This window comes from Phenylobacterium sp., from assembly GCF_030697925.1.
Classification (GTDB): Bacteria; Pseudomonadota; Alphaproteobacteria; order Caulobacterales; family Caulobacteraceae; genus Phenylobacterium.
Genome location: NZ_JAUYOJ010000002.1, coordinates 1 through 23383 on the forward strand (window position 1 = coordinate 1; position 23383 = coordinate 23383).

27 protein-coding genes and 1 tRNA gene are annotated in these 23383 nt (G+C 68.2%); 13 read left to right on the plus strand and 15 right to left on the minus strand.

Annotation, left to right across the window (positions count from 1 at the left end; translation table 11 throughout):
- The 4 genes from Q8Q88_RS00015 to ruvX form a co-directional block, all read right to left on the minus strand.
- Window positions 1-894: dihydroorotase (locus tag Q8Q88_RS00015; RefSeq protein WP_305673149.1), on the minus strand; the 894-nt coding region annotated here is incomplete at its 3' end.
- Window positions 891-1481 (minus strand): TIGR00730 family Rossman fold protein, encoded by a 591-nt coding sequence (locus Q8Q88_RS00020; RefSeq protein ID WP_305673150.1) that lies wholly within the window; start codon window positions 1479-1481, stop codon window positions 891-893. The genes Q8Q88_RS00020 and Q8Q88_RS00015, both read right to left, overlap by 4 nt.
- Complete coding sequence (locus tag Q8Q88_RS00025) at window positions 1481-2458, minus strand: aspartate carbamoyltransferase catalytic subunit (protein ID WP_305673151.1); 978 nt, start codon at window positions 2456-2458, stop codon at window positions 1481-1483. The genes Q8Q88_RS00020 and Q8Q88_RS00025 overlap by 1 nt, the downstream gene beginning before the upstream one ends.
- A 47-nt stretch (window positions 2459-2505) precedes the next feature.
- A complete protein-coding gene (ruvX, locus tag Q8Q88_RS00030; protein ID WP_305673152.1) occupies window positions 2506-2982 on the minus strand; it encodes a Holliday junction resolvase RuvX in 477 nt (158 codons plus the stop codon).
- Between the two features lie 110 nt (window positions 2983-3092).
- Between ruvX and Q8Q88_RS00035 the strand changes: the two genes are divergently transcribed.
- The 5 genes from Q8Q88_RS00035 (at window position 3093) to gatA (ending at window position 6552) form a co-directional block, all read left to right on the plus strand.
- Window positions 3093-3506 carry a helix-turn-helix domain-containing protein gene (locus Q8Q88_RS00035; RefSeq protein ID WP_305673153.1) on the plus strand — a complete coding sequence of 138 codons (414 nt, stop codon included), beginning with the start codon at window positions 3093-3095 and terminating at the stop codon, window positions 3504-3506.
- Window positions 3503-4357 (plus strand): alpha/beta fold hydrolase, encoded by an 855-nt coding sequence (locus tag Q8Q88_RS00040; RefSeq protein ID WP_305673154.1) that lies wholly within the window; start codon window positions 3503-3505, stop codon window positions 4355-4357. Before Q8Q88_RS00035 ends, Q8Q88_RS00040 begins: the two co-directional genes overlap by 4 nt.
- Entirely contained in the window at window positions 4354-4722 is a 369-nt protein-coding gene (locus Q8Q88_RS00045; protein WP_305673155.1) for a DUF4180 domain-containing protein, read from the plus strand. The genes Q8Q88_RS00040 and Q8Q88_RS00045 overlap by 4 nt, the downstream gene beginning before the upstream one ends.
- Before the next feature lie 69 nt (window positions 4723-4791).
- On the plus strand, window positions 4792-5079 hold the full coding sequence (gene gatC, locus Q8Q88_RS00050) for an Asp-tRNA(Asn)/Glu-tRNA(Gln) amidotransferase subunit GatC (RefSeq protein WP_305673156.1): 288 nt from the start codon (window positions 4792-4794) through the stop codon (window positions 5077-5079).
- The gene (gatA, locus tag Q8Q88_RS00055; RefSeq protein ID WP_305673157.1) at window positions 5080-6552 is read left to right on the plus strand and encodes an Asp-tRNA(Asn)/Glu-tRNA(Gln) amidotransferase subunit GatA; all 1473 of its coding nucleotides are present in this window, start codon (window positions 5080-5082) and stop codon (window positions 6550-6552) included.
- A 10-nt stretch (window positions 6553-6562) separates the two neighbouring features.
- Here gatA and Q8Q88_RS00060 read toward each other — a convergent pair whose 3' ends face one another.
- The 3 genes from Q8Q88_RS00060 to Q8Q88_RS00070 all read right to left on the minus strand — a co-directional run bounded on the left by Q8Q88_RS00060 (window position 6563) and on the right by Q8Q88_RS00070 (window position 8339).
- Window positions 6563-6892 (minus strand): hypothetical protein, encoded by a 330-nt coding sequence (locus tag Q8Q88_RS00060; protein WP_305673158.1) that lies wholly within the window; start codon window positions 6890-6892, stop codon window positions 6563-6565.
- Window positions 6893-6917: 25 nt separating this feature from the next.
- Entirely contained in the window at window positions 6918-7835 is a 918-nt protein-coding gene (locus Q8Q88_RS00065; RefSeq protein WP_305673159.1) for a slipin family protein, read from the minus strand.
- Window positions 7836-8012: 177 nt separating this feature from the next.
- Complete coding sequence (locus Q8Q88_RS00070; protein ID WP_305673160.1) at window positions 8013-8339, minus strand: hypothetical protein; 327 nt, start codon at window positions 8337-8339, stop codon at window positions 8013-8015.
- Window positions 8340-8459: 120 nt separating this feature from the next.
- On the opposite strand from Q8Q88_RS00070, the gene gatB reads away from it, so the two are divergent.
- Window positions 8460-9953, plus strand: a complete 1494-nt coding sequence (gene gatB, locus Q8Q88_RS00075) for an Asp-tRNA(Asn)/Glu-tRNA(Gln) amidotransferase subunit GatB (protein ID WP_305673161.1) — start codon at window positions 8460-8462, stop codon at window positions 9951-9953.
- 9 nt (window positions 9954-9962) lie between these two features.
- Here the strand turns inward: gatB and Q8Q88_RS00080 are convergent, their stop codons facing one another.
- The 3 genes from Q8Q88_RS00080 to Q8Q88_RS00090 all read right to left on the minus strand — a co-directional run bounded on the left by Q8Q88_RS00080 (window position 9963) and on the right by Q8Q88_RS00090 (window position 12731).
- Window positions 9963-10712: a class I SAM-dependent methyltransferase gene (locus Q8Q88_RS00080; protein WP_305673162.1), complete on the minus strand. Its 750-nt coding sequence runs from the start codon at window positions 10710-10712 to the stop codon at window positions 9963-9965.
- A gap of 14 nt (window positions 10713-10726) precedes the next feature.
- Entirely contained in the window at window positions 10727-12070 is a 1344-nt protein-coding gene (locus Q8Q88_RS00085; protein ID WP_305673163.1) for a cytochrome P450, read from the minus strand.
- A gap of 142 nt (window positions 12071-12212) precedes the next feature.
- Window positions 12213-12731, minus strand: a complete 519-nt coding sequence (locus tag Q8Q88_RS00090) for an RcnB family protein (protein ID WP_305673164.1) — start codon at window positions 12729-12731, stop codon at window positions 12213-12215.
- Window positions 12732-12885: 154 nt separating this feature from the next.
- On the opposite strand from Q8Q88_RS00090, the gene Q8Q88_RS00095 reads away from it, so the two are divergent.
- From Q8Q88_RS00095 to Q8Q88_RS00105, 3 genes are all read left to right on the plus strand, one after another.
- Window positions 12886-13611 carry a glutathione S-transferase N-terminal domain-containing protein gene (locus Q8Q88_RS00095; protein WP_305673165.1) on the plus strand — a complete coding sequence of 242 codons (726 nt, stop codon included), beginning with the start codon at window positions 12886-12888 and terminating at the stop codon, window positions 13609-13611.
- Between the two features lie 2 nt (window positions 13612-13613).
- Window positions 13614-14177: a GNAT family N-acetyltransferase gene (locus Q8Q88_RS00100; protein ID WP_305673166.1), complete on the plus strand. Its 564-nt coding sequence runs from the start codon at window positions 13614-13616 to the stop codon at window positions 14175-14177.
- Between the two features lie 191 nt (window positions 14178-14368).
- A complete protein-coding gene (locus Q8Q88_RS00105; RefSeq protein ID WP_254836951.1) occupies window positions 14369-14638 on the plus strand; it encodes a sel1 repeat family protein in 270 nt (89 codons plus the stop codon).
- A gap of 44 nt (window positions 14639-14682) precedes the next feature.
- Here Q8Q88_RS00105 and Q8Q88_RS00110 read toward each other — a convergent pair whose 3' ends face one another.
- Window positions 14683-15357, minus strand: coding sequence for a polysaccharide biosynthesis/export family protein (locus tag Q8Q88_RS00110; RefSeq protein WP_371129789.1), 675 nt, complete (start codon window positions 15355-15357; stop codon window positions 14683-14685).
- Between the two features lie 209 nt (window positions 15358-15566).
- Between Q8Q88_RS00110 and Q8Q88_RS00115 the strand changes: the two genes are divergently transcribed.
- Window positions 15567-17030 (plus strand): GumC family protein, encoded by a 1464-nt coding sequence (locus Q8Q88_RS00115; protein WP_305673168.1) that lies wholly within the window; start codon window positions 15567-15569, stop codon window positions 17028-17030.
- A 67-nt stretch (window positions 17031-17097) separates the two neighbouring features.
- Entirely contained in the window at window positions 17098-17799 is a 702-nt protein-coding gene (locus Q8Q88_RS00120; RefSeq protein ID WP_305673169.1) for a sugar kinase, read from the plus strand.
- Here the strand turns inward: Q8Q88_RS00120 and Q8Q88_RS00125 are convergent.
- Genes Q8Q88_RS00125 through Q8Q88_RS00135 form a run of 3 tightly spaced genes read right to left on the minus strand, consistent with a single transcriptional unit; the run spans window position 17796 to window position 21646 of the window.
- Window positions 17796-18725: a glycosyltransferase family 2 protein gene (locus tag Q8Q88_RS00125; RefSeq protein ID WP_305673170.1), complete on the minus strand. Its 930-nt coding sequence runs from the start codon at window positions 18723-18725 to the stop codon at window positions 17796-17798. The genes Q8Q88_RS00120 and Q8Q88_RS00125 overlap by 4 nt on opposite strands.
- Window positions 18722-20167 (minus strand): lipopolysaccharide biosynthesis protein, encoded by a 1446-nt coding sequence (locus Q8Q88_RS00130; RefSeq protein ID WP_305673171.1) that lies wholly within the window; start codon window positions 20165-20167, stop codon window positions 18722-18724. Before Q8Q88_RS00130 ends, Q8Q88_RS00125 begins: the two co-directional genes overlap by 4 nt.
- 15 nt (window positions 20168-20182) lie before the next feature.
- Window positions 20183-21646 carry an exopolysaccharide biosynthesis polyprenyl glycosylphosphotransferase gene (locus tag Q8Q88_RS00135; RefSeq protein ID WP_305673172.1) on the minus strand — a complete coding sequence of 488 codons (1464 nt, stop codon included), beginning with the start codon at window positions 21644-21646 and terminating at the stop codon, window positions 20183-20185.
- A gap of 431 nt (window positions 21647-22077) precedes the next feature.
- On the opposite strand from Q8Q88_RS00135, the gene Q8Q88_RS00140 reads away from it, so the two are divergent.
- The gene (locus Q8Q88_RS00140; protein ID WP_305673173.1) at window positions 22078-22716 is read left to right on the plus strand and encodes a PEPxxWA-CTERM sorting domain-containing protein; all 639 of its coding nucleotides are present in this window, start codon (window positions 22078-22080) and stop codon (window positions 22714-22716) included.
- Between the two features lie 68 nt (window positions 22717-22784).
- On the opposite strand, the gene Q8Q88_RS00145 is transcribed toward Q8Q88_RS00140, so the two are convergent.
- On the minus strand, window positions 22785-23081 hold the full coding sequence (locus Q8Q88_RS00145) for a hypothetical protein (protein ID WP_305673174.1): 297 nt from the start codon (window positions 23079-23081) through the stop codon (window positions 22785-22787).
- Window positions 23082-23268: 187 nt separating this feature from the next.
- Here Q8Q88_RS00145 and Q8Q88_RS00150 point away from each other — a divergent pair.
- Window positions 23269-23358: transfer RNA gene (locus Q8Q88_RS00150), tRNA-Ser, on the plus strand.
- Window positions 23359-23383: the final 25 nt, after the last annotated feature.

Below are 23383 nucleotides of genomic sequence, written 5' to 3' on the forward strand. Positions count from 1 at the left end.
GATGGTCGCCTGGCGGTCGTCCTCGCCGCGCACCGGCGGGTCGAACTTCAGGAAGGTGCGGTAGTCGCCGATGTCGATCTCGTTGAACGACAGGTGGTTGATCGAGGTGGTGGCGGTGACCGGCAGGCCCTTGGCCTTGCCCCGCGCCAGGCTCTCCAGGGCGCAGGCGGTGGTCACCTGGTCGACCAGCAGGCGCGCGCCGGTGAGCTCCACCAGGGCGAGGTCCCGCTCCAGCATGATCTTCTCGGCGATGGGCGGCACGCTGGGCAGGCCCATGCGGCCGGCGAACTCGCCCTCGGTGGCGGCCGAGCCGTTGGCCAGCCACGGATCGGAGGGCCGGTGGGCGACCAGGACGTTGAAGCTTTTGGCGTAGGCCAGCACCCGGCGCAGGACCTTGGAGTCGACGATGGGCCGGTCGGCGTCAGTGACATAGACGCAGCCGGCCTCGGCCATCAGCCCGATCTCGGCCATCCGCTCGCCGCGGCAGCCCTTGGTGGCGGCGCCGGCCGGATAGACGTGGACCAGCTCGATGTCGCGCGAGCGGCGCAGGATGAAGTCGACCACCGAGGCCTCGTCCACCACCGGGTCGGTGTCGGGCTGAAGCACGATGGAGGTGACGCCGCCGGCCGCGGCGGCCAGGGCGGCGGACTTGAGCGTCTCCTTGGTTTCGGCGCCCGGCTCGCCGGTTTTGACCCGCAGGTCCACCAGGCCGGGGGCCAGCATGGCGGCGCCCGCGTCGATGACCTCGATATCGGCCGACAGGGTCCCCAGGTCGCCGCCCTGGGCGACGTCGGCGATCTTGCCGTCCCGGACCAGCAGGGCGCCGGGGCCGTCCCAGCCGCTGGCCGGGTCTACCAGGCGGGCGTTGACGAAGGCGGTCGGGCGCTGGGTCATAGTTCGGGCCGTCCGATCCATTTCTCGACCACCGGCGGGACATAGGCGTCGAGCGCCTCCAGCATCTGTCCGGCGTCCTCGCGGAAAATAATCATGTCGCGGTGGGGCGCCTGCAGGAACGCCTCGCCCACGGCGTGGTCGACGAAGTTGCGCAGGGCGTTGAAATAGCCGAGCGCGTTGAGGAATCCCGCCGGCTTGGCGTGGAAGCCGAGCTGGCCCCAGGTCCAGATCTCAAAGATCTCCTCAAGGGTGCCGACCCCGCCGGGCAGGGCGACGAAGCCGTCGGAAAGCTCGGCCATCCGCGCCTTGCGCTCGTGCATGGAAGCGACGATCTCCAGGCGCGAGAGGCCATTGTGGGCGATCTCCTTGTCGGCCAGGGCCGCGGGCAGGACGCCCACCACCTCGCCGCCGGCGTCCAGGGCCGCGTCGGCCAGCGCGCCCATCAGGCCCACCTTGGCGCCCCCATAGACCAGCCGGTGGCCGCGATTGGCGATCGCCCGGCCCAGGGCCTCGGCAGCGACGCGATAGGCCGGGTCGCCGCCGGGGCTCGACCCGCAGAAGACGCAGACGGAGGCGATCTGGCTCATCAGTCGTTGTCCAGCCGCGCGGCCAAGGAGGCGAGGACTGCCATGCGCGCGGCCACGCCCATCTCGACCTGGTCCTGGATCAGCGAGACGGCCAGGTCGTCGGCCACGTCGGAATCGATCTCGACGCCGCGGTTCATCGGGCCGGGATGCATCACCCGCACGCCGGGGGAGGCATAGGCCAGTTTCTCGCGGTCCAGGCCGTAGAAGCGGAAATATTCGCGCTGCGAGGGGGCCAACACCCCGTCCATCCGCTCGAGCTGCAGGCGCAGCATCATGACCACGTCGCAGTCGGCGATGCCGGTGCGCATGTCGTGGTGGACGGCGACGCCCCAGCGGTCGGCCTGGGCCGGCATCAGGGTGGGCGGGCCCACCAGCCGCACCTCGGCGCCCATCATCTGCAGCAGGCCGACATTGGAGCGCGCCACGCGCGAGTGCAGGACGTCGCCGCAGATGGCCACCCGCAGGCCCGCGATGCGCCCAAAGGCGCGGCGCATGGAGAGCGCATCCAACAGGGCTTGGGTCGGATGCTCGTGCTGGCCGTCGCCGGCGTTGATCACCGAGCAGGTGACTTTCTGGGCGAGCAGGGAGGCCGCGCCCGACGAGGCGTGGCGCACCACCAGCAGGTCGGGTTGCATGGCGTTGAGCGTCACGGCCGTGTCGATCAGGGTCTCGCCCTTGGAGATCGACGAGGACCGCGGGCTCATATTGACCACGTCGGCGCCCAGCCGCTTGCCGGCCAGCTCGAAGGAGCTCTGGGTCCGGGTCGAGTTCTCGAAGAACAGGTTCATCAGGGTCCGACCCTTGAGCAGGTCGAGCTTCTTCGAGGTCTGGCGGTTCAGGGCGACGAAACTGTCGGCGAGATCCAGCAGCCCCGCGACTTCCACGGGGTTCAGATCCACCACGGACAGGAAATGCCGCTGCGGGAAGGGGAAGGTCCGACCAAGGACCTCGTTCAGACCGGTTAGGGCGGCGCTCATTAAAGCGGCGTCTTAGGCGGCTTATGCCGGGGCGCCAAGCGGCTTGGTCATCGCTCCACAGTTCGCAGGCGTTCCAGGGCGCCCTGCAGGATCCAACCCGCCGCCATCTTGTCGACCACCTCGGCGCGGCGGGCGCGATTGATGTCGGCCTCGTCGATCAGGAAGCGGTTGACCGCCATGGTCGACATCCGCTCGTCCCAGAAGGCGATGACGAGCTCGGGCCGCAGCCGCAGCAGGTTGCGGGCGAAGGCGCGGTTGGACTGGCAGCGAACGCCTTCGGTCCCGTCCATATTGACCGGCAGGCCGATGACCAGCCCAGCGACCTCACGGCCGTCCATCAGCTTGAACAGCGCCTTGGCGTCGTCGGTGAACTTGGTCTTGCGGATCAGGGTCAGCGGGCTCGCCACGGTTCGGGTGGGGTCGGAGACCGCCACCCCGATGGTCTTCTCGCCGAGGTCGAGGCCCACCAGCGCGCCGTAGCGGGGGAGGAGGGCGGGGAGTTCGGTGAGATCGACGACGGCCATGGGCTTCCATAGCGGGGAGGAGGGGCCGCGCGAAGCGACGAAAAAGCACCTATTGAAGGTTGTATGGGGTGTGATAGGGAAGTTTACGTAAATCCCGGAGACCCCGCGCCGTGTCGCAAGAGCTCTATTCCGTTGACCAGGTCGCCGAGCGGCTGGGCCTGCATGTGCGGACCGTCCGCGGCTACATCCGGGAGGGCCGGCTCAGCGCCGTGCGCATCGGCAAGCAGTACCGGATCGCCCGCGCCGACCTGGAGGCCTTCACCGGCCAGCCCGCGCCGGCCGGCCGTCATGTGGAGGTCTCCAGCATCGTGGAGATCGACGGCGTCGACCTGGACGCCGCCATCCGGATGACCAACGCCCTGATGGGGACGATGAACACCCGGGGCGCGGGCGAACCGCCGATGCGGGCGGAGACCATCCACGACCGCGAGCGCAGGCGGTTGAAGATCATCCTGGTGGGCGGGCTGGACGTCACCCGCGACCTGCTGAAGCTGATCAGCTTCTGGGCGGACGCCTACCGATGAGCGCGATCTACAGGTCGCAGGCGGCTCAGGAAGCGGTCGAGGCGGCCTATCGCAAGGTGCTGGACGCCTGGCCGGTCCCTAAGCAGGAGTTGCGGATTCCAACAGCCCGAGGCGAGACGTTCGTGGTCGTCTGCGGGCCCGAGGACGCCCCACCGCTGCTGGCCTTCCACGGGGCCCAGGCCAACGCCGCGACGTGGATGTTCGACAGCGCCCACTGGTCGCAGAGCTTCCGCGTCTATTCTGTGGACGTACCCGGCGACGCTGGGTTCAGCGCCCCTGTGCGGCCGCCGCTGGCTTCGGAGGCCTATGTCCGGTGGCTGGACGAGGTGATGGCGGCGCTCGGTGTCCAGCGGGCCTGCCTAGTCGGCGTCTCGCTGGGCGGCTGGCTGGCCCTGGACTACGCAACGCGCCGGCCGGAACGGATCGAACGGCTGGCGGTGTTGTGCCCGGCGGGCGTGGGCGCGCAGAAGAACTTTCTGCTGAAGGCGGCGCCCTTGTTGTTCATGGGAAAGTGGGGCCAGGAGAAGCTTCGCGAGATGGTGTTCGGTTCGTCATTGGACGAACTGCCGCCGGAAGCTCAGGGCTTCGTGGCCTTCACGACCCTGGTCGCGAGCAGCACGCGTCCGCGTCCGCTCAAGATCCCGGCCTTCAGCGACGCCGCCCTGGCCCGCCTGACCATGCCGGTCCTGGCGATCGTCGGCGGCAAGGACGTCCTGCTGGACTCCGAAGGCACGCGGCGGCGGCTGGCGGCGCATGCGCCAGGAGCAGATGTCCGCTACCTGCCGGAGGGGCGTCACGTCCTGCCGGGCCAGGCTCAGGCCATCTATGACTTCCTGCGAGGTGCGTCATGAGCGGCCTGATCCGAGAGATGGGCGAGGTGCGGGTGATGGTCCTCGGCGCCGAAGGCCTGCCCGTGCGCAGTGATCGCGACGCCATCGACCTGATCGGCGACGCGCTGGGGGCCGGCGTCGCATGGGCGGCGATCCCCGCCGAGCGTCTGGGCGAGGATTTCTTCGTGCTCTCCACGCGCATCGCCGGCGATGCGATCCAGAAGTTCGTCAACTATGGGATCGGGCTGGCCGTGGTCGGCGATATCTCCCGCCACTTGGCGCACAGTGGCCCGCTGCGTGACTTCGTCTACGAGTCCAATCGCGGTCGCCATGTCTGGTTCGTGGTCAGCCTGGACGAACTGGAAAGCCGCCTCGCCGCGGCTTGAGGCGAGGGATCACTTGTCAAAGGCGGGCGCGCACGGCTAGGGCAGGCCTCTGAGATTGAGGAGGGCCCCATGGCCATCGACGCCGCGACCGTCCGTAAGGTCGCGAGGCTCGCGCGGATCGCCGAGCCCGAGGAAAAGCTGGAGGCTCTGGCCAAGGAGCTGACCGGCATCATGACTTGGATCGAGCAGCTCGCCGAGGTCGACACCGACGGTGTCGAGCCGATGACCTCGGCCGTTCACATGCCCGCGCCGATGCGCGAAGACGTGGTCACCGAGGGCGGGGACGCTTCCCAGGTGCTCTCCAACGCGCCCAAGACCATCGACGGCTTCTTCGTCGTGCCGAAGGTGGTGGAATAGATGACCGCGCTCACCTCGCTCACCCTGAAGGCCGCGCTGACCGGCCTCGCCGACAAGTCGTTCTCGTCGGAGGAACTCACCGCCGCCCACGTGACGGCGGTGGAAGCCGCCCGCCCACTCAACGCCTTCATCCTGGAGACGCCCGAAAAGGCCATCGAGATGGCCAAGGCCTCAGACGCCCGCCGGGCGAAGGGTGAGGCCGGGGCGCTGGACGGCGCGCCGCTCGGGATCAAGGACCTGTTCTGCACCGAAGGGGTCCGCTCGACCGCCGGGTCGAACATCCTTGGCAATTTCGTCCCGACCTACGAATCCACCGTCACCGCCAACCTGTGGCGCGACGGGGCCGTGATGCTGGGCAAGCTGAACCTGGACGAATTCGCCATGGGCTCGTCCAACGAGACCTCGGCCTTTGGTCCGGTGGTCAATCCCTGGCGCGCGGAGGGCGGCAACGCCAAGCTGACTCCCGGCGGCTCGTCGGGTGGGTCGGCCGCGGCGGTGGCGGCCGAACTCTGCCTAGGCGCGACGGCGACCGACACAGGCGGCTCGATCCGCCAGCCGGCCTCGTTCACCGGCACGGTGGGCATTAAGCCGACCTATGGCCGTTGCTCGCGCTGGGGCGTGGTGGCCTTCGCCTCGTCCCTGGACCAGGCCGGACCGATCGCCAAGACCGTCGAGGACGCGGCGATCCTCCTGAAGTCCATGTCCGGCCACGATGTGAAGGACTCCACCAGCCTGGACGTCGAGGTCCCGGACTTCGCCAGCTTCGTCGGCAAGTCGGTGAAGGGCCTGCGGATCGGTATTCCCAAGGAGTACCGGGTCGACGGCATGCCGGCCGAGATCGAGAAACTGTGGGAGCAGGGGATCGCCTGGCTGAAGGAGGCCGGCTGCGAGATCGTCGAGGTGTCCCTGCCGCACACGAAGTACGCCCTGCCGGCCTACTACATCGTGGCGCCGGCCGAGGCCTCCTCGAACCTGGCCCGCTACGACGGCATGCGGTTTGGGCTGCGCGAAGACGGCGCCAACCTCACCGAGACCTATGAGAAGACCCGCGCCGCGGGCTTCGGCGCGGAGGTCAAGCGCCGCATACTGATCGGCACCTATGTGCTCTCGGCCGGCTATTACGACGCCTACTACCTGAAGGCGCTCAAGGTCCGCCGCCGCATCGCCGACGACTTCGACCGGGCCTTCCAGAAGGTCGACGCCCTGCTGACGCCCACGGCCCCGTCGGCCGCCTTCGGGCTCGGCGAGAACGCGGACGATCCGGTGGCCATGTACCTGAACGACATCTTCACGGTGACGGTGAACCTGGCGGGCCTGCCCGGCATGAGCATTCCCGCCGGCGTCGACGCCAAGGGCCTGCCGCTCGGCCTGCAGCTGATCGGCAAGGCGCTGGATGAGGGGACGTTGTTCTCCCTGGGCGGCGCCATCGAGAAGGCCGCCGACTTCCGCGCCAAGCCGGCGCGGTGGTGGTAGGCGGCGCGCCCTAGACGGCCGCTAGCGACCCGACGCGCGGCGGCGTCGCGGCCTCGTAGACGAACGGCCCCGTCATTTCCCCGAAGCTGAACAGGCGGAAGGCGCGGGCGCCGTCGAAATCCAGCACCCGTAGGTCATCGGTCTCCGAGAGGCCGCGCGCGACGATATCGAAATGCATGCCATAGCGCGCCTTGGCCAAGCCTAACGGGACGCTGTAGGCGAGGAACTTGTCGACCCCCTTAGCCGCGAGTTTCTCAAGCAGGTCGGGGTCCTCGATCGAGGCATGCGAGGTGAGGATCACCAGCGGGCCGCTGCCAGCGAACAGGATGAATACGTTCATGGTTTGCTCCTTCCTTGCCGGGAGGTCAGGCGGCTGGCCGCACGACGGCGGGCTTGGGCGCGCGGGCCTTGGCGAGCTGGAGCGCGAGCGCGGTGGTTCCCGCCAGGCCGCCCAAATTCATGGTCTCCACCGCCGTCGAGGGCACGACGACAATGGTCGAGTTCTGTTTGAGGCCTTCATAGAGCATGTTCATGGCCCGCAGGTGGAAGGCCGCGGGGTCGTCGGCGTAGGTCCTGGCCGCCTCCTTGAACTTCTCGGCCACTTGGCGTTCGGAGTCGCCCAGGATGATCCGTGCTTGGCGCTCGCGCTCGGCCTGGGCCTGCATGGACATGGCGTCTTCCAGGGACGCCGGGATGAGGACATCCTTCAGTTCGACGGAGATGACGTTGATCCCCCATGGCTGGCTGCGTTCGTCGATGATCCGGCCCAATTCCCGGCTGATCTTTTCGCGACCCTCCAGCATATCGGCCAGCATGGTCTTGCCGATGACGTCGCGCAGGGCGGTCTGCGAAGCCCATGCGATGGCGTTGCCGTAGTCCTCGACGTCCAGCGCGGCCTTTTCCGGATCAACGACCTTCCAGAACAGGACGGCGTCCACATCGACCGGAACGGTGTCTTTGGTGAGGGTTTTCTCGGCCTTGAACGATGAGGTGATCACCCGGATATCGATCCAGTAGGCGATGGCGTCGACGATGGGGATTATGAAGAACAGACCCGGTCCCCTGAGGGCCCGGAAACGTCCCAGGCGCAGGACCACAGCCCGCTCCCACTGGCTGGCGACCTTTGTCGCGGTCCCCAGTAGCACGGCGCAGGTCAGGAAGAGGCCTTCGACCCAGATGGCGGCCGTCAGGCCACCGCCGGCGTAGGCCAGATAGGCCGTTCCCACCCCCAGGGCGGAGGTTAGGAAGAATAGGGCTGTGGGAACGCCGCTGGCCTGTCGCATGGGACCTGCCTTCCGCTTGCGAGGCGCGGACGCCCCGGCGTCCGTTGCGTCGGGACCGGCCTTGCGGAGTAAACGCCGCGGCCCCGGTCAAGGTTGCCGTCTCGCTGTCCGGGAAACAGCAACAAAAAACCCCCGCCCGGTGAGGCGGGGTCTCTCGTCTCGCGACGGTGTGTCGGCCTATTTGACCTTGTCGAGATCGGACTGCAGGGCGACCAGCATTTCATCGGTGATCGCGCCCTGGGACAGCGGCTGGAGCTGTTTCAGGGTCATTTCCTTGAACTGGTCATAGGCCGGATGGCTGGCCAGCTGCGGGATGTGCTTGTCGACCACGGCCTTGGTGGTCGGGTTGTCGACGAGCTGCATAACCGGGGTCGCGTCCACGGAGGCGGGGGCGGGCGCCGCGGCCGGCGCGGCGGCGGCGTCCTGGGCCAGGACAGGCGCGGCGGCGAGCGCGCCGAACGACATGGACAGGCCGGCGAGGCCTGCGGCGAGCATCTTGTTCATGGGTGGTTTCCTAATCCCCGAATGGTCTTGAGCGCGGATTTCGCCTCCGTTTCCGTCCGCGTGCAAGGGATATCGCACAGCCGGCTTCCGCTCGCCCGCGACCGGCGCTAGTAGAGCCTCATGACTGAGACCTCCAAGTTGATAGAGGGCCGCACCGGCCCGTGGGAAATGGTTCTGGGCCTGGAGATCCACGCCCAGGTGGCCTCGAACGCCAAGCTGTTCTCCGGCGCGGCCGTGGGCTTCGGCGCGGGGCCCAACCAGCAGGTCAGCCTGGTGGACGTGGCCATGCCCGGCATGCTGCCGGTCATCAACCGCCACTGCGTCGAGCAGGCGGTGAAGACCGGCCTTGGCCTCAAGGCCCAGATCAACCTCAAGAGCCATTTCGACCGGAAGAACTATTTCTATCCGGACCTGCCGCAGGGCTATCAGATCAGCCAGTACAAGCACCCGATCGTCGGCGAGGGCGTGGTCATCGTCGAGCACGACGACGGCTCGACCTTCAATGTCCGGATCGAGCGCCTGCACCTGGAGCAGGACGCCGGCAAGAGCCTGCACGACCAGGACCCCAACGCCACCTATATGGACTTTAACCGGGCGGGCACGGCTCTGATGGAGATCGTGTCGATGCCCGACATGCGCTCGTCGGCCGAGGCCGCGGCCTATGTGAAGAAGGTCCGCACCATCCTGGTCTATCTGGGCACCTGCGACGGCGACATGGAGAAGGGCAACCTGCGCGCCGACGTGAACGTGTCGGTTTGCCGCCCGGGCGACTACGAGAAGTTCCGCGAGACCGGCAGCTTCAGCCACTTGGGCACCCGCTGCGAGATCAAGAACGTCAATTCCTACCGCTACATCCAGCAGGCCATCGAGTACGAGGCCCGCCGCCAGATCGAGATCCTGGAGGACGGGGGCAAGATCGACCAGGAAACCCGGCTGTTCGACCCGAACAAGCTGGAGACCCGTTCGATGCGGTCGAAGGAAGAGGCGCACGACTATCGCTACTTCCCCGATCCCGATCTGCTGCCGCTGGACCTCGACCCGGCCTGGGTGAAGCGGATCGAGGAAAGCCTGCCGGAGCTGCCGGACGCCAAGAAGGCCCGCCTGCAATCGCAGTACGGCCTGTCGGCCTATGATGCCGGGGTGCTGATCATCGAGCAGGCCCGGTCCGACTTCTTCGAGGAAGCCGCCAAGGGCCGCGACGCCAAGCTGACCGCCAACTGGGTGACCAACGAACTGGCCGCGCGGCTGGCCGCCGCCAATCTGGAGATCGGCGACAGCCCGCTGAAGCCCGACGCCATCGCCGAGCTGGTGGCCCTGATCGAGGAGGGGGTCATCTCCTCCAAGATCGCCAAGGACGTCTTTGAGCGGATGTGGGCCGGCGAGGGGCGCCCGCGCGAGATCGTCGAGAAGCAGGGCCTGCAGCAGGTCTCCGACACCGGGGCGCTGGAGAAGATCATCGAGGACCTGATCGCCGCCAATCCGGGCCAGGCGGCCTCGGTCAGGGAAAAGCCCCAGGCCATCGGCTGGTTCGTCGGCCAGGTCATGAAGGCCACCGGCGGCAAGGCCAATCCCGGGACGGTCAATCAGCTCCTGAAAGCGAAGCTGGGGCTCTAGATTCGCGAGCTAGGCCTTCACCGCCTCGACCAGATAGCGCGTGTAGGTGAAGCTCAGCGGCTCGCCGGCCTCTGCTCCCGCCTGGAGCGCCTCGAGGACTTGCCGGTGTCGATCGACGTCGAAGTCCTGAACGACCCAGGGAATGGCCTTGAGGAAATACGCCAGGGCTCCGACGTCGCTGAAGGTGACGGCGCCGCGCCAGGTCTCGGCCCGGCGCACCTCGCACCCGAGAACGCGAAGGTCGTCGACGACCCGATCCAGGGTGTTGCCGGGGTAGGCGAGGGGCGCGCCAAATGCTTCCGCCAGGTCGGCTAGGTTGTCTCCCGCCACCTGCTGGGTGAGGAAGACGCCGCCTGGCTGAAGCACGCGGACCATTTCGGCGGCCCGGAAACCGCCATGGCGGTTGAGGATCAGGTCGAATGACCCGTCGTCAAAGGGCATGCCCGCGCGGGCGCCGCCCCTGAAGACCTGCACGCCCAGCGGCTCCAGCCTAGCTCGGGCGATCGGCAGGTTCGGTTCGAAGCCTTCGACGGCCCGGGCGCGGCCGGGGAAAGGCGCCAGGGATGACAGGATTTCTCCACCCCCGGTGGCGACATCGAGCAGGTCGGTGGACTGGCAAATCGCCGCCCTGGCCAAAGCCAGATAGTCCCACACGGGTTCGGCCTCGACCATGCGGTCCTTGAGGTAGGAGAAGTCCCAACCCTCGAACGGCGCGGCCGCGTCGCGTCTCCACTGCTCCAGGCGTGCGTCGCCGGTCATCGCGAGGGAGCTACCTAGCTCTCGGGCGTAAACGCCACGCCGAGCTGCCGAACGGCGTGGACGAAGTTGTTCGGGGCGATGTCGATCTCGCCGGTCCAGGCGATGTCGGGGAAGCGCGCCAGGATTTGGCGGTAGGCCTCCTCGAGCTGGATCTGGGCCACGCGCTTGCCGATGCAGACATGGGGGCCGTAGCCGAAGGCGATGTGCTTGTCGGCGTTGGCGCGCCCGACGTCCAGGCGGTCGGGGTCTGCGAACACGGCCTCGTCCCGGTTGGCCGCGCCGTAGTACATGATCACCTTCTCGCCCTCGCCGATCATCTGGCCGCCCAGCTCGACGTCGCGGGTGGCGGTCCGGCGCATGTAGATCACCGGGCTCACCATCCGGATGAACTCGTTGGCCGCATTGGGCAGCAGCGACGGATCGGCGATCAGCCGGGCCTTTTGGTCCGGGAACTCCGTCAGCAGCTTCATGGCGCCGGAGAGCGTATTGCGGGTGGTGTCGTTGCCGGCGAAGACGATCAGCAGCCAGGAGCCGTCCAGGAACTCGTCCGACAGGAGTTCCCCGTCCACCTGGGCCCGGGCTATGGCGGACATCAGGTCGGGCTGCGGGTCGAGCCGGCGCTTGCGCAGCATGACCCGGCCGTATTCGAACATCTCCGAGACATTGGCGTTGAAGGCGTCGATGAAGGCCTGGACCTCTGGCGGAAGGTTGGCCATGTCCAACTGGCCCTCGCCGGACTGCTCGCCGGCGATGTTCTGGGCCAGTTCCAGGAAGTGCATCCAGCCCAGGAACTTGGGCCGGTCGGCCTCGGGCACGCCCAGGATCTCGCACAGGGTGTAGAGTGGCAGGTGGGCCGAGAAGTTCGAGACCAGGTCGCAGCGGCCCTTCTTGGCCATGTCGTCCAGCAGCCGGGTCACCTCCGCCGACACTCTGTCTGTCAGTCCGCGCAGATAGGATGGCGTGAAGTACGGCATGTGCTCGCGGCGCAGGGCCATGTGCGGCGGGCCGTCCAGGTTGATCATGGCGTCGAGACTGGCGCGGTGGAGCTGGCCGTGGCGGCCTTCCGGCTCGCCGTAGCCCATCAGGATGCCGCCCTTTTGCGACGAGAAGGTCACCGGATCGGCGTCCACCGTCATGACGTCGGCGTGGCGGGTCACCGCCCAGAAGCCCGGGCCGCCTCTGGGCTCGGGATGCCACATCACCGGGGCGTCTCGGCGCAGGCGCGCATAGGCGTTGAAGGGCTGGCCGCCGGTGAAGCTACCCGCGTCGGCCAGATCGACGCCGGAGAGGGGCGGGTAGGCGACAGCATGGGTGGGTCCGATCCGCCCTTCCACATAGGTGTTGCTGATCAGGTCCATGGCGTTCCTCCCGCCTTATCTGGCGATAGAGGATAGCGTTTTGCCGGGCGGCCGAAAGCCTGACCCTACGGCGCCCGCGGCAACAAAAGCGCCCCGGAGCGGAGCTCCGGGGCGGGACGTGGATCGGTTCCGGATATTCGGCTCAGTTGTTGGCGATGATGTCGAAGATCACGCCGCTGGCCAAGGCGGCCAGCAGGTAATCGTCGCCGACCCGGTACCAGGCATAGCCGCGCGGCGGCTGGCGAAGGTGGTAGCGGTGATAGTCGTGTACGACGTAGGTCCGGTAGTACGGCGGCAGGTGCGACCCTCGGCGCCAGGCAGCGTAGCCCGGGCGATAATAGGGGTTGCCGTAATAGGCCTGGGGCGGCGGGCCGTAGTACCAGCGGTTGTTGTAGTAGTAGCCGTTGTGGCGGCCGCGATTCCAGCTGCTATAGCCGCCGCGTCGGTCGTCGCGACGGTCCTCGCGGCGATCCCAGCGGTCCTCGCGGCGGTCCCAGCGACCGCCATCATGACGATTGTCCCAACGGTCCTCACGGCGGTCCCAGCGGTCCTCGCGGTGATCGCGCCGGCCGCGGTCATCCGCATAGGCGGAGGTGGCGCTGGCCGCGATGGGGCCGGCGACGGCGGCGGCGACCGCTAGGCTGAGAATAAGGCGCTTCATGGCGATGACCTCCTTTCGGAAGGTTTGGTGTCCCAGGCGCTAACCCTGAGTGCTCCCGCCTGAACTCGACCTGAACGGAACTGTCAGCTTGACGGTTGCGCTTGGCGGCGCATCCGCCATGTATGAGCCCGTGGCCGCATCCGGGAGAGAACACATGGCTGAGCCGATCGACGTCTATTTCTGGCCGACGCCCAACGGCTACAAGATCACCATCGCCCTGGAGGAGATGGGGCTCCCGTACAAGCTCATCCCAATCAACATCGGGGCGGGCGCGCAGTTCAAGCCCGAGTTCCTGGCCATCAGCCCCAACAACCGCATGCCGGCCATCGTCGATCCCGAGGGGCCGGACGGGAAGCCGATCTCGGTCTTCGAGTCGGGCGCGATCCTGCAGTATCTCGGCCGCAAGACCGGCAGGTTCTACGGCCGCGACGAGCGCAACCGCGCCGAGGTCGAGGAATGGCTGATGTGGCAGATGGCGGGCCTCGGGCCGATGGCCGGCCAGACCCACCACTTCCGCGGCTATGCGCCGTCGATGATCGCCGACCAGCGGCAGGTGGCCTATGGCGCGATCCGCTACACCAACGAGACCGAGCGGCTCTACGGCGTGCTGAACAAGCGCCTGGAAGGTCGTGACTTCGTGGCCGGGGACTATTCCATCGCCGACATGGCCGCCTTTCCCTGGGTCGCGCCCTGGAAGATGCAGGGGATCGTCCTGGACCAGTTCCCGAACGTGAAGGCCTGGTACGATCGCATCGCCGCGCGTGAGGCTGTCCAGCGCAGCGCCGAGGCCGGCAAGGCCATCACCAGCCGCAACCTGGGCGCCCCGACCAAGGAGGCGGAGGAGGCGCGCAAGGTGCTGTTCGGACAGCGGGCGCGCTAGCCATGCTGACCAGCCGGCTGGCCACGGAGGCGGACCTCCCGGCCCTGCGGGCCCTGATGGCCCTGGCGATCGACGACCTGCAGCGGAGCTTCCTCAGTCCCGCCGAGATCGTGGCCAGCCGGGCGGTCATGGGCCTGGACACCCAGCTGGTCGCCGACCGCACCTATTTCATCGTCGAGGAGGACGGCCTCCTGGCCGGTTGCGGCGGCTGGAGCCGCCGCGCCACGCTCTACGGCGGCGACCATAGCGAAGCCCTGCGCGACGCGGCCCTGTTGGATCCCGCCCAAGACGCCGCCCGGGTGCGGGCCATGTACACCCATCCCGCCTTCGCCCGGCGCGGGGTGGGGCGGATGATCCTGGGCCTTTGCGAGACCGCCGCCCTGGCGGAGGGCTATGGCCGGGCCGAACTCATGGCCACCCTGGCGGGGGAGCCGCTCTACAAGGCCTGCGGTTTCAAGGAGATCGAGCGCACCGCCTCGACGCCGGTCGACGGCGTCGTCGTCCCCCTGGTGCGCATGGGCAAGTCGTTGGGACAGTTGGCGACCGCCTCGGGCCCAGTCGGCTAGTCGACTTAAGGTTCCGGATATGGATCTTTCCCGTCAGTAAAAGCTGCGAATAGTACTAAAGACTGCGGCAGAATCTCGCAGCGCCTGTAATTAACCCTATGTTTAGCGCGCATAGACTTTCCTACCCCTCAGGATGATCGGATGGGGTTCCAGAATGGATCCGCGCCGGTCGGGGAGAGGGAAACGAACTCATGCTTGCGAGCGTGGAATGCACCGAAGGCCTGCCGTTGCCGAGCGCGGATGCCTCGGGCGACGAACTGTTCAAGATGGGGCTGCTCTATTCGACCGGCCAAGGCGGCGCGCCGCTGGACTACGTGTCGGCCCACATGCTGTTCAACCTGGCGGCCATGCGCGGCTCGATCGAAGCCAAGGTCTACCGCAAGGAACTGAGCCAGGAGATGGCCTCCGACGAGGTCGCCGAGGCCCAACGCCAGGCGCGCGAGTGGCTGGCCCACGGCTGATCGCCGTCCGCGCTAACCGCGCTTCAGCCCGCCGGCGCCGCGCGTCAGTTGATGACGCGATCACCTAGGGCGTAGTTGAAGCCGAATTGCACCGGCGACAGGTCCCGGAAGTACTGCTGAATGAGCAGCGAGGCCTCGGCCACGCCGCTGCGCGGCACATAGACGATGTCGAACCGGCGCAGGGGCACCACGTCCGAGTCGCCGCTCTTCAGGCCCCGATACAGATTGGCTCGCCGCATCATGGCCCGGCCGTCCGGCCCGCGGCGGATGATGATCACCCGGCTGCGGTCGGCGCTTGTCTTGAAATCCCCGGCCTGGATCACCGCGCGCAGGGCGTCGGAATCGCCGGTCAGGTCGAGCATGCCTGGCGTGCCCACCTCTCCGCCCACGAACACCTTGAGCGGCGCGGCCTTGGCCACCACATCGACCTCGGGTCGCAGCAGTTGGCGCGAATAGGCCTCGGTGAGCGTGGCCTGCAGTTCGGGAATCGTGCGGTCCGCCGCCATCACCGTCGAGATCAGGGGCAGGGCGATCCGCCCGTCCGGCTGCACCGTCACCGTCTTGTTCAATTCGGGCGCGGAAGGGAGGGAGACCTCGATCTCGTCGCCGGGATAGAATCGGTAGTCCGGCTCGTAGTCGCTCCAGTTGGCGTAGGGAATGTCGCTGAAGGCTTGGCCGCGTGGCGGCGCGGGCTCGTCGGTCCGTCCGAGCAGGTCCATCCTCGGTATGCGCGGCATGCCGCAGCCGCCGAGCGCAAGGCTGGAGGCGACGATCAGGGCGAGCACGAGAGGCGGTCTGGAGCGCATGGCCTAAAGGTTAAGGAGAATGGGTAACGGAGTGTTAATCGCGCGCCGCCAGGGTCCTCAACAGTTGGTGGGAACAGGATTCTATGGCCGCGCCGGGCGCATGGACAGCTAGGACGCACGACGTGCCGCCGCGGGCCGACTGGGCCGCGCGACCGCGCTATGCCGTGTCGGACTTCGCGACCCTCCTGTGGCGCGAGCGCTACCTGATGGCGGCGATCTTCCTGATCATCTTCATCGTGGGGGTTGGAGCCGCGCTCACCCTGAAGACCACTTATCCGGCTCAGTCCAGCGTCCTGGTTCGCCTGGGACAGGAATATGTCTACGAGCCCCGGGCGGGCGACGCCGGCCGCGGCGCCGTGCTCGACTCCGACCAGGTGATCCAGTCCGAAACCGCCATCCTCGGCGCCAGCCAGCTGAAGCTGCGGGTTGTTGAGAAGCTGGGCCTGTCGCGCACCTATCCCAAGCTGGCGGCCAAGTACGCCGCCGCCGGGCCCGAGGAGAAGCGCAAGATCATGAGCTCGGCGGTGCGCAGCATCGAATCCAGCCTGAAGATCGAGACCGCGCCCCAGACCCCGATCATCCGGGTGAGCTTCACCCATGAGGATCCGGAGGCCGCGGCGCTCATCCTCAACACCCTGCTCGAGGAATACCTGATCTACCGGCGCGCGGTGCTGAGCGATCCCAACTCGCCGGCCCTGGAACAGCAGCGCCGAAATTTCGAGACCCGGCTGGCCCAGGCCGACGCGGCCTACGAGGACTTCCTCAACAACAACCGGATCGGCGACTTCGTGGCCGAGAAGGCCTCGCTGTCCCAGCTCCAGGCCCAGATCGAGCAGCAGAAGTACCAGACCGACGCCCAGCTGCAGGATCGCATCGGCCGGCTGGCGACCCTGTCGAGCCAGTTCGGCCAGATCGCCCCGGAAGTCGGCCTCTATCGCGATGTCTCCAGCGCGCCAGGCGAGAAGCTGGTGGCTCTGAAGATCCAGCGCGAGGACCTGCTGTCACGCTATCGCGCTGACGCCCGGCCGGTGCAGGAACTGGACGCCCAGATCGCCCAGCTGGAGGCTGGCATCGCCGCCGGCCGGACCCTGGCCGAGGGCGCGCGCCGTTTCGGGGTCAATCCCGTCTACCAGACGGTGCAGACCGAGAAGATCCAACTCACCGCCGAGGTCAACGCCTTGCGCCAGTCCCAAGCCGAGCTGGTCTCGCAGATCGAGCAGGTCACCCAGCGGCGGCTGAAGTTCGCCGAGCTGGAGCCCAAGTTCCAGGAGCTGAGCCTGGATCGCGACGTGCTGCAGGCGAATGTCCGCGACTTCTCGGTGAAGGAAGAGCAGAGCCGCGCGGCTCAGGAGATCGCCTCGCGGACCAACGACAACATCCGCATCGTCGCCCGCGCCACCCCGCCGACCAAGGGCAAGAGCCTGCGCAAGCCCGCGGTGATCCTGGCCTTCCTGTTCGCGGGATTCACGGCGCTGAGCACCGGCCTGTTGCGGATGTTCATGCGTCCGGGCCTGCCGACCGCCCAGTCGGCCTCGCGCACCCTGGACCTGCCGGTCCTGGCCGCCGCTCCGCTCAAGGCCCGATAGAGCCCGTGGTATGTTCGGGCTGAGTCTGGGTTAGCTTCGGCAAACTGCGCGTGCGGCGATTCGAGATATGTTGGACCTAAGCGCCGAGATGGCTGAACTCTGGGCGTCGCTTGGCGCGCCGGCGGCCGGCCGCGCGCGGGTGATCCAGATCACCGCGGCGCGGCGCGGTGAGGGCGCCTCCACGGTCGCTCGGGAGCTGGCCCTGCACGCCGCCAAGCGGGCGGGGCGGTCGGTCTGGCTGGTGGACCTCGACCTGCTGGCGTCGCCGCAGCACGCGGCCCTGGTCCAGGGCGCGGAGCGCTATGGCAAGATGGGCGAGCCAGCCGCGGCCAGCCCCGACGGCTCGATCTTCTTCACCGTCCAGCCGCCCCTGCGCCAGGCCGACGGCCAGCCCTGGCCCAATGCGCGCTATCTGGTCGCCCATCGAGTGGGCGCGGCGCGGTTCTGGGTGACCCGGTTCCGCCGCGATGCGCTGAAGGGCGGCCAGACGGTCCACGTCCTGCCCACGGGCGACTACTGGAACGCCCTGCGCAAGTTCGCCGATGTGATCATCGTCGACGCCCCGTCGCCCGAGCGCTCCCAGGCGGTGCTGACCGTGGCGCCGTTCATGGATCAGACCGTGCTGGTGGTGGCCGCCGACGAAGCGGACGTGCGCGCCCCGGCCAAGCTGCGCGACGCGATCAACGGGGCGGGCGGCAACGTCGCCGGCCTGTTCTTCAACCGTGGCACCGTCGAGCGCCCGGCCTTCCTGAAGGCCCTGCTTCCTTAGACGGCCTCGACGTAGAGCGCGGCGCGATAGAGGCGCATGGCAAACGCGCGGGTCTTGATCGGCGCGCCCTCGATCAGGGCATAGAGTTTCAGCGCCGGGCGCCACAGGCCGCGCAGGGGTGCGTATTTCAGCACCTTGGCCACCTTGTAGCTGGGATAGGTGGCGACCACGGCCGGGTGGGCGGCGATGACGCGCGCGAAGTTGGCCGCCGACTGCTCGTACTTGGCGGCCATGGCCGGGGCGGTGTCCAGGCCCAGGTGGGTGGCGGTGTTGTCCACGTGCAGGATCGGCCAGCGGCGGGCCACCCGCATGCCCCATTCCACGTCCTCCCAGCCCCAGCCGGCGAAACCTTCGTCGAAGGCCTCGCTCTCGAAGACGTCGCGGCGAACCAGCAGGTTGGAGGTGAAGACATGCTTGGCGGGATTGCGCGCCCGGCAGTCGGCGGTCAGGCAGTCGGAATGCGAGGCCATGGCCCGGTGCAGGGCGTGGGCCGGCTTGAGCGGGGTCTGGTGCAGGGAGAAGCCGCCGAACGCCACCGGCGGGTTCTGGCGGGCGACCACGTCCAGCCAGTCACGCAGGAAATGCCGGCCGTCGGGCAGCATGTCGCTATCCAGGAACAGGAAGCGGCCGGCTCGGGCATGGGCGACCAGGCGGTTGCGGCCCTTGGCGCGGCCGACATTGCGCGCCAGACGTACGAAGCGGGCGGGGAAGGGCAGGGCCATGACCGCTTCGGCGACCCGCGCCGCCAGGGTCTCGTCGCCGGTGCCGTCGTCCAGAACCACCAACTCCACATCGCAGGCCTCGCGGCCTAGCGCCGCCAGCAGCGGCGTGGGGTCGTCGCCCTTGAATGGGATCAAGATCGACAGGGCGACCGATCCGGCGGACCAGGTGGCGTTGTCGTGCAGGGTCTCGTCCGGGGTGGTCATGCCGCGCTCCCGGCCCGTCGCGCCTGAAGGATCGCCAGAGCGCGGCTGCGCAGCCGGCCGGCATCGAGCAGGAAGACGATCAGGCCATAGGTCAGGCCGCCGGCGGCGGCCTTCAGGGCCAACTCGGGCAGGCCGCCGAGGGCTGGAAGGCTGCTGACGACCAGGGCCATGACGGCCGCGGCGCCGAGCGCCTCGCCCAGGACGCGCCAGGGGACGGGCAGGGGCATGACCTTGCGGGCCATGACGATGGCGACCGCCACGCCGAGCGCGTAGCTGATCACGGTCGACCACAGCGCGCCTTCGATCCCGAACCGGGGGATGAGCGCCAGGTTGAGGCCGAGATTGGCCACCGCCGGCGCCGCCATCGCCCACAGGGCCAGGCCGCTGCGCCGTCCCAGGACGAAGGCTTCCGAGAAATAGTAGGTGTTGAGGCCCGCCAGCAGGCCGCCCAGGGCGATCAGCGGCGTCACCTGGGCCGCGCCCGCCGCCATGGCCGGACCGATCATCAGCTCGGCCAAGGGACGGGCCACCAGGGCCAGGCCCACGGCGGCCGGTAGGGTGAGTAGCAGCATCACCGAAAACTGTTCGCGGGCGGCGCTCGCCAGCGCCTCGCGTCCGCCGCGCTCCAGGGCCATGACCATGGCCGGGGCGCCCGCCGCGCCCAACCAGATGAAGGCCACGTCCAGGGTGCGGTTCGAGAGGCTGTAGCCCGCGTGGTAGACCGCGACGGCGGCGTTATCGAGGAAGGCCGCCAGCAGGAAGCGGTCGGTGGTCGATAGCACCACGGTGAGGATCAGCGACGCCGCCAGGGGCACGCCATAGGCCGCATGCTCGCGCAGCCGGGCGGGCTCGTAGCGTCCGCCCCTGGCCTTGGCCAGCTCGGGCCGGGCGCACACGGCGACGGCGACGAGAGCGGCGAGACCGAAGCCCATCAGGGGGGCCGCGCCACCGAAACCGGCATAGGCGAGCGCCGCGCCGAATCCGAAGCCGCCGAGGGTCTGGATCAGTTCGAGGCTGGCCGAGCCGCCCACCTCGCCGGCCGCCCGGCGGCGCTCCTGGCCGAGCTTGGCGAAGGTGCGCGGAACCAGGGCGACGAGGCCAGAGATCACAGCGAGCTTGAGGGACGAACTCATCTGCCAGAGCGCCGCGGCCAGCACGGCCAGCGGAATGACGACCAGCAGGCCCAGCCAGGCGCGATGGACGGTGGCCGCATGGTCCGCCCCGCCGTTGCGAAGGGACTCGCCGGCCCAGAACCGGCCGACCGCGGCTTCATTCCAGGTGAAGATCGCGGTGTGGGCGAGGGTCATGACCGAGAGGCCCAGCGCGTAGTCGCCGAACTGGCCCGGCGTCAGGGCGCGGGTGAACAGGATGATGGTGAGTAGGCCCACCAGCCCTTGAACGATATTGACCGGCAGATAGCCGAGCACCCCGCGCCAGAACATCGCCCTGGCCCCCCGCTACCGAACGGTTTCGGAGTCGCCCAGCAGGCAGGGCACGGTCATCAGCATGATGTAGAGGTCGAGCCAGAACGACTGGCGCTCGATATATTCCACGTCCAGCGACACCCGCTGCTTGACCAGGTCGGGCGTATCGATGGCGCCGCGCGAACCGTGGATGGCCGCCCAGCCGGTCATGCCGGGCTTCATGCGGTGGCGATGGGCGTACTCGGCGACCAGGCGGTGGCTCTCCACGTCGCCGGTCTTCATGCCGATGGCGTGGGGCCGGGGCCCGACCAGGGACATCTCGCCCATCAGCACGTTGAAGATCTGCGGCAGCTCGTCGAGGCTGGTCTTGCGGATGAAGCGGCCCACCCGGGTGACGCGGTCGTCGTCGGCGCTGATCTGTCGCGCGGCCTTGGCGTCGGCGGCCTCGACCCGCATGGAGCGGAACTTCCAGACCACGATCTCTTCGTTGTTGAAGCCGTGGCGGCGCTGGCGGAACAGGGCGGGGCCAGGGCTGTCCATGCGCACGGCGGCGGCCACGAACAGCATCAGCGGTCCGAAGAGGAGCAGGGCGATGGTTCCGATAATCAGGTCCTGCACCCGCTTGGCGAGCGCCTTGCCGTGATCCATCTGGGCGCCGGAGATCCGGGTCAGGGGCAGGTCGGCGATGCGGCCGATGGCGACGGCCTCGTCGGCCGCGCCATTTCGGTCGAGCAGCAGGGTGATTTCGTTGGGCAGGACCTCGAGACGGGCCAGCAGGGCCCGGACCCGGTCGCGGGCGCCCGACGGGACGGTGACCACGATGCGATCCACGTAGGGCATGATCCGGTGGGCCAGCAGAGCCTGGGTGTCGCCCAGCACCGGCACGTCGCGCACCCGCTTGGGCGCGCGCGCGGCGCGGTCGTCGAAGATGCCCAGAACGTTGGCTTCACGGTTCTTCAGCACGGCGCCGATCAGGCGCTCGGCCGCGCCGGTGGCGCCGACGATGACGATGTTGGGGGTCAGCCGGCCGTTGGCCCGCCAGCGGCGCACGTTCAGCCACCAGATGGCGTGGGCCAGCGCCATGGCCAGGACGCCCAACGGCGCCCACAGACCAAGCGTCTCCGCCAGGGCCGGCAGGGCGGTGAAGGGGGCGGCGATGGCGAAGCAGGCGGCCGCGCCCACCGCGACGGCCACCGTGACCCGCATCAGGTGCAGGGCGAGATCCTCGGCCCGGCCCAGGCGGTAGGTGTCGAACAGCTGCAGGCTGATGAAGACGGCTAGGCCCGCGGCGCTGTGGAGCATGGAGACGCTAGCCGCGCCCGACAGCGACTGGGCGACGAGGGCCGCGCCGATGAGCGCCAGGCCGTCGCCAGCCTGGAAGAACCGGGTCAGCATCCGGCCCGAAAGACGGGTGCGGGTCGGCGACAGTCGCTCAGGCCGCAGCGGACCGCGGCGCTCGCCCCACATGTCGTCGGCCGGGCTGATCGTATCGTCCAAGGGCTCTTCCGGGACGGGCGCGCGTTCGAGTTTGACGACGGAGGACATGGAGTACCAGCGGAGGCGGCGGGATCAGGCTTTAGCTTGCCACGCCGCGCCTCAGCGAGCGGTTAACGCTGCGCGTTCTCTCAACCGGCCGTAAGGATCCAGCCCAGCAAGGCGAAGGACGCCGCGAGCAGCATCGCCAGGAACAGGCGCGTCGGTGTCAGCCCCGGATTGGGAGGCCTTGTCCGCGGCTCATAGGTGACCGGTAAGCGTGACATGGACCGAGCATAACAAGGTTCGGTAAACGAATTGTCCGCAATTGCTCAATCTTTTCGCGATCATAGCGTGTGGATCGACCCGCATCGCGGGTGGGAAAGCGGCCGAAATGCGGCGGGGTGGCACCTCAATTGCGGAGGCCGATCGTCAAAGACCAAGGGAGTCCCGCAATGAAACAGTTCGCCTTGCTTACCGCCGGCCTGGTCATCCTCGCCGCCCAACCGGCCTCTGCTGCGGTGACTCAAATCACCACGCCGGATCTGGCCTACACGTCCGGCACGACGCTGCTGGCCATCACCGGCGCCGACTACACGGCCATCTCGGGCCTGACCGACAGTATCGTCAGCCTGACCTTCAACCCGGGCCAAGTCCGCAGCGTCAGCGGCAGCTGGTCCACCTGGGGCTCGCCCCCGGACACCGAGGGCGCCAATCCCAAGATCGTCTACACTGGCGGTCTGACCACCATCACCTTCCAGTCGGACAAGGTTCTGTCGGTGTTCGGCTTCGAAGCGGAACCGAACCCCTTCTCGGCGCACAATTTCCAGATCGACTACTATCTGGGTGGCGTGCTCCAGGGCACCGTCAACCGCGTGGCCAACGGCAGCGCCGGCGCGCGCCTGATGGCGGCCTCGGGCAAGTTCGACAAGGCGGTTGTCTCGTCGACCACCGACTTCGCCTTCGGCCAAGTCCGCTATGACGTCTCGGCCGTACCGGAGCCGGCCACCTGGGCGATGATGATCATCGGCTTCGGCGCCGTGGGCGGCGCGGTGCGCAACCAGCGTCGTCGGCAGACCCTGGCCTTCGCCTAGATATAGTCCACTTGCCTACCGATGCGCCGCCGGTCGATGACCGGCGGCGTTTTCGTGTCCGGTGAGGCTCAGATCGCGAAGCGGCTGGGTTCCCGGCCGTCGTCCGCCACCACCCGAACGCCCGGGACCGCCGAGGCGCGCAGCTCGCAGTCGCGGTACCAGGCCACGTCGCGCTTGGGGTCGCAGTCCATCAGGATCGCGTCCTCGCCCAGTTCTACGAACAGACGCGCGATGTCTTCGATGGAGGCGTCGATCTTCAGCGCCGAGCGCCCCGCCGCGGCCAGCTCATCCAGGCGTGCGTTGAGCCTGTCGCTCAAGGCCTCGCCCGAGGCCGTCTCGCTGGCGGTGGCGGATGCACGCGTCACACGAGATTGTCGCCTCGCACGGGAGTCGGCGCAATGCCACGCTTGGCGAGCATTTTCCCATCCCCGCGTTGCCCGTCCGGAAAGCTTCGGCTATTAGAACCGTCCCTTCGGAGGGACTGCGGGCGGGACGATCCAGCCGACCGCCGCTCCGCCGCCGGGTCGGGAGAAAACCCGAGCCAAATCAAATGGTGACGTGGCCGAGTGGCTGAAGGCAACGGTTTGCTAAATCGTCATACGTGAAAGCGTATCCAGGGTTCGAATCCCTGCGTCACCGCCACTTTCCAGTCCGTGAGCCGCGCGCG

Excerpts from the sequence above, each read along its gene's own strand:
- Q8Q88_RS00020 (WP_305673150.1), bottom strand. The coding sequence starts at position 1,481 with ATGAGCCAGATCGCCTCCGTCTGCGTCTTCTGCGGGTCGAGCCCCGGC.
- Q8Q88_RS00025 (WP_305673151.1), bottom strand. The coding sequence starts at position 2,458 with ATGAGCGCCGCCCTAACCGGTCTGAACGAGGTCCTTGGTCGGACCTTC.
- ruvX (WP_305673152.1), bottom strand. The coding sequence starts at position 2,982 with ATGGCCGTCGTCGATCTCACCGAACTCCCCGCCCTCCTCCCCCGCTAC.
- Q8Q88_RS00040 (WP_305673154.1), top strand. The coding sequence starts at position 3,503 with ATGAGCGCGATCTACAGGTCGCAGGCGGCTCAGGAAGCGGTCGAGGCG.
- Q8Q88_RS00045 (WP_305673155.1), top strand. The coding sequence starts at position 4,354 with ATGAGCGGCCTGATCCGAGAGATGGGCGAGGTGCGGGTGATGGTCCTC.
- gatC (WP_305673156.1), top strand. The coding sequence starts at position 4,792 with ATGGCCATCGACGCCGCGACCGTCCGTAAGGTCGCGAGGCTCGCGCGG.
- gatA (WP_305673157.1), top strand. The coding sequence starts at position 5,080 with ATGACCGCGCTCACCTCGCTCACCCTGAAGGCCGCGCTGACCGGCCTC.
- Q8Q88_RS00060 (WP_305673158.1), bottom strand. The coding sequence starts at position 6,892 with ATGAACGTATTCATCCTGTTCGCTGGCAGCGGCCCGCTGGTGATCCTC.
- Q8Q88_RS00065 (WP_305673159.1), bottom strand. The coding sequence starts at position 7,835 with ATGCGACAGGCCAGCGGCGTTCCCACAGCCCTATTCTTCCTAACCTCC.
- Q8Q88_RS00070 (WP_305673160.1), bottom strand. The coding sequence starts at position 8,339 with ATGAACAAGATGCTCGCCGCAGGCCTCGCCGGCCTGTCCATGTCGTTC.
- gatB (WP_305673161.1), top strand. The coding sequence starts at position 8,460 with ATGACTGAGACCTCCAAGTTGATAGAGGGCCGCACCGGCCCGTGGGAA.
- Q8Q88_RS00080 (WP_305673162.1), bottom strand. The coding sequence starts at position 10,712 with ATGACCGGCGACGCACGCCTGGAGCAGTGGAGACGCGACGCGGCCGCG.
- Q8Q88_RS00085 (WP_305673163.1), bottom strand. The coding sequence starts at position 12,070 with ATGGACCTGATCAGCAACACCTATGTGGAAGGGCGGATCGGACCCACC.
- Q8Q88_RS00090 (WP_305673164.1), bottom strand. The coding sequence starts at position 12,731 with ATGAAGCGCCTTATTCTCAGCCTAGCGGTCGCCGCCGCCGTCGCCGGC.
- Q8Q88_RS00095 (WP_305673165.1), top strand. The coding sequence starts at position 12,886 with ATGGCTGAGCCGATCGACGTCTATTTCTGGCCGACGCCCAACGGCTAC.
- Q8Q88_RS00100 (WP_305673166.1), top strand. The coding sequence starts at position 13,614 with ATGCTGACCAGCCGGCTGGCCACGGAGGCGGACCTCCCGGCCCTGCGG.
- Q8Q88_RS00105 (WP_254836951.1), top strand. The coding sequence starts at position 14,369 with ATGCTTGCGAGCGTGGAATGCACCGAAGGCCTGCCGTTGCCGAGCGCG.
- Q8Q88_RS00110 (WP_371129789.1), bottom strand. The coding sequence starts at position 15,357 with ATGGACCTGCTCGGACGGACCGACGAGCCCGCGCCGCCACGCGGCCAA.
- Q8Q88_RS00120 (WP_305673169.1), top strand. The coding sequence starts at position 17,098 with ATGTTGGACCTAAGCGCCGAGATGGCTGAACTCTGGGCGTCGCTTGGC.
- Q8Q88_RS00125 (WP_305673170.1), bottom strand. The coding sequence starts at position 18,725 with ATGACCACCCCGGACGAGACCCTGCACGACAACGCCACCTGGTCCGCC.
- Q8Q88_RS00130 (WP_305673171.1), bottom strand. The coding sequence starts at position 20,167 with ATGTTCTGGCGCGGGGTGCTCGGCTATCTGCCGGTCAATATCGTTCAA.
- Q8Q88_RS00140 (WP_305673173.1), top strand. The coding sequence starts at position 22,078 with ATGAAACAGTTCGCCTTGCTTACCGCCGGCCTGGTCATCCTCGCCGCC.